The sequence below is a fragment of the Frankia sp. CoWAU3 genome (assembly GCF_977971855.1).
Map to the genome: position 1 here is coordinate 30,295 of NZ_CDWWXB010000017.1, position 3,169 is coordinate 33,463.

Here is a 3,169-nt window from a genome sequence, read left to right on the forward strand (position 1 = left end):
CGACAGTGCAGTGGGGACCGGCCTCGACCAGGCTGAGGAAGCGGAACAACGCCTCGTCGACTCCGCGGCGCACCCCATGGCCGAACTTGCCCTCCAGCGGGCGCGCGTAGGCGGGAACCTCCCGGGCGATCGCGGCGATAATCTCTTCACCCAGAGCGTCGAACTCGGCAGCGAGGATCTCACTCAGCCGGGCCGGAAACTGTCCCATGAGGACAGTTTGCCGCCCGACAGTCGCAATCTCCCGCACCTCGTCGTCTGGGCGGGGCCGCCCGTGGTCGTCGCCGACGGCCGGCGGAATCGGTCCCGAGCGGGTCGGGGCAGGGCAGGGCCCCCGTGGCCATGACTTGGGATGGGCGTCCTCTTCGCCACCGGCGCGGCCCGCCGGGCAGTAGCGTTGGCAACTGTGTCCCCGCCTAGAGAACCCGGCCCGGCCGCGTCCACCGCGGTGAAGTCGGCCCTGCCGGCATCCTCCTATCCGATCGAGCGGACCCGGCTCGGTAACGGCCTGCGCGTGCTGCTCGCCCCTGACCACACCGCGCCGGTGGTGGCCGTCTCGGTGCACTACGACGTCGGGTTTCGATCCGAGCCCGAGGGCCGTACCGGATTCGCTCACCTGTTCGAGCACCTGATGTTCCAGGGCAGCGAGAACGTCGGTAAGGCCGAGCATCCGAAGCACGTCCAGGCCGCCGGCGGAATCTTCAACGGATCGACGCACCCGGACTACACGGACTATTTCGAGTTGCTCCCGGCCGGGGCGCTCGAACTGGCCCTGTTCCTGGAGGCGGACCGGATGCGGGCGCCGAAGATCACCCGCCAGAACCTGGACAACCAGATTGCCGTGGTGCAGGAGGAGATCCGGGTCAACGTCCTGAACCGCCCCTACGGGGGATTTCCCTGGATCAAGCTGCCGCCGGTCGCGTTCGACACCTTTCCGAACGCCCACAACGGCTACGGGGATTTCTCCGAGCTCGAGGCCGCGGGCCTGGACGACGCCGAGGACTTCTTCGACAAGTACTACGCACCGGGCAACGCCGTGCTGACCATCGTCGGCGACATCGACCCGGAGGAGACGCTCACCTTCGTCCACCGGTACTTCGGTGACATCCCCGCCCGCTCGGTGCCGACGCGGGTGAGTTTCGCCGAGCCGGTGCCGAGTACCGAGCGCCGGGCGGTGCTGACCGATCCGCTCGCGCCGCGCGCCGCCCTGGCGGTCGGCTACCGGGTGCCCGATCCGATCGGCGACCTGTCCACCTACCTGTCCTACTACCTGCTCACCGAGATCCTCAGCGACGGCGACGCCAGCCGGCTCGAACGCCGCCTGGTGCAGAAGGATCGCTCGGTCATCGGTGTGAGCACCTACCTCGGCACCTTCGGGGATCCGTTCGAGCAGCGTGACCCGCTGCTGCTGACCCTGGAGGCCCGCCAGTCCGAGGACGCGAGCGCGGACGCCGTCCTCGCCGCCGTCGACGAGGAACTGGCGCGGCTGGCGGGCGAGAGCCTGGCGGACGGCGAGCTGGAGCGGGTGCAGGCGCGGGTGGCGTCCTCGCTGCTGCGTGAGTCCGACGACGCGCTGGGACGGGCACTCGCCATGGCCGTGCATGAGCTGCAACGGGGACGTCCCGAGTTGGTGAACGAACTGCCCGCGGAACTGTCCGCGGTGACCGGGCAGGCCGTCGCCGCGGCCGCCCGGGCGCTTCTCGACCAGGGCCGCTCGGTCCTGGAGCTGCGTGCCGGCGCCGCCTCATGAGCGGCAGCGCGCTGAGCTCGACGACCACCCGGGCGGCGGTCATCCCGGCCGTGCGCCCGACCGTCCCGGCGGAGTTGCCGGCCGTCACCGACCACACTCTCGACAACGGTCTGCGGGTGCTGGTGGTGGAGCGGGCCAGTGTGCCCCTGGTCGAGGTGCGGCTGCGGATCCCCTTCGCCGGCGTCGGCGCCGTGCACCAGGCCCGGGCCGAGGTGCTCGCGGAGACGCTGTTCACCGGATCACACCGCTTCGACCGGGTGGGCCTGGCCACCGAGGTCCAGCGCCTGGGCGGATCGTTGTCGACGGGGGTTGACGCCGACCGGCTGGCCATCGTCGGTTCCGCCCTTGCGGTGAACCTCGAACCCTTGTTGGGAATCATGGCCGAGGTGCTCCTCAGCGCCACCTACCCGGACGACGAGGTCACCGGCGAACGCGACCGGATTGTCGAGGACACGGCGATCGCCTGTAGCCAGCCCGCGGTCATCGCCCGGGAGGCGCTGCTCGGCAGGCTCTTCGGTGACCACCCCTACGCCACCGGTATCGCCGAGCCGGAGACCGTCGGACAGGTCGGCCCCGAGGACGTACGGGCCCTGCACGCCGAACTGATCTCCCCGGCCGGCGCGATCCTTACCCTGGTCGGGGACGTGCCGGCGCCGCGTGCTCTCGCGGCGGTCTCCGCCGCGCTCGGCGGTTGGACGGGCGGGCCCGCGCGGACCGTCCCGCCGGTCCCAGCCCTCACCACCGGCCCGATCGTCATCGTCGACCGTCCGGGTGCCGTGCAGACCAACATCAGGCTGGGCGGACCGGCCCTGGGCCGTTCCGCGCCCGGATACCCGGCGCAGCGGCTGGCGAGCACCATCTTCGGTGGTTACTTCAGTTCCCGGCTGGTCAACAACATCCGCGAGGACAAGGGCTACACCTACTCCCCGCGCAGCTCGATCGATCACTACCAGGCAGGGTCACGGTTCACCGTCGCCGCGGACGTCGCCACCGAGGTGACCGGGCCCGCGTTGCTGGAGATCTTCTACGAGCTCGGGCGGATGGCGGTTCTACCGCCCAGCGAGGAGGAGCTCGACGCCGCCCGCCAATACGCCGTCGGCACGTTGGCACTGGGTAGCGCGACCGCCGCCGGTCTCGCCTCGACGCTGTCGGCGCTGGCCGGGGCCGGGATCGGGGTCGAGTACCTGCGTGATCACCCGCGCGCCCTCGCCGAGGTCGGCGTGGGCGACATCCAGGCGGTGTCGGCGGACCTGCTTGCCCCGGCAAAGCTGATCACGGTGCTCGTCGGGGACGCGGCCAGGATTTCCGCGACCGTGGGGGCACTAGGCATCGTCGCGACCTGAGCACCGGGCCCGTCCCGGTCCCGGGGGTCCCGGTCCCGGCGGGGCGTGCTCAGCGCCTGGTGGAGGTGGGACGCGGGGG

Annotated in this window: 3 protein-coding genes; 2 read left to right on the top strand and 1 reads right to left on the bottom strand. The window is 71.2% G+C overall.

Features of this window, described 5'->3' with window-relative positions:
• On the bottom strand, positions 1-247 hold a 247-nt coding region (locus AC08ON_RS03580), incomplete at its 3' end, for a PucR-like N-terminal domain-containing protein (RefSeq protein WP_476616443.1).
• A gap of 198 nt (positions 248-445) precedes the next feature.
• Here AC08ON_RS03580 and AC08ON_RS03585 point away from each other — a divergent pair.
• A complete protein-coding gene (locus tag AC08ON_RS03585) occupies positions 446-1,747 on the top strand; it encodes a M16 family metallopeptidase (RefSeq protein WP_476606389.1) in 1,302 nt (433 codons plus the stop codon).
• Entirely contained in the window at positions 1,744-3,090 is a 1,347-nt protein-coding gene (locus AC08ON_RS03590; RefSeq protein WP_476606388.1) for a M16 family metallopeptidase, read from the top strand. Before AC08ON_RS03585 ends, AC08ON_RS03590 begins: the two co-directional genes overlap by 4 nt.
• Positions 3,091-3,169 lie beyond the last annotated feature (79 nt).

What these genes read in the sequence shown, in the direction of transcription:
- AC08ON_RS03590 (WP_476606388.1), top strand. Translation starts at nt 1,744, where the DNA reads ATGAGCGGCAGCGCGCTGAGCTCGACGACCACCCGGGCGGCGGTCATC.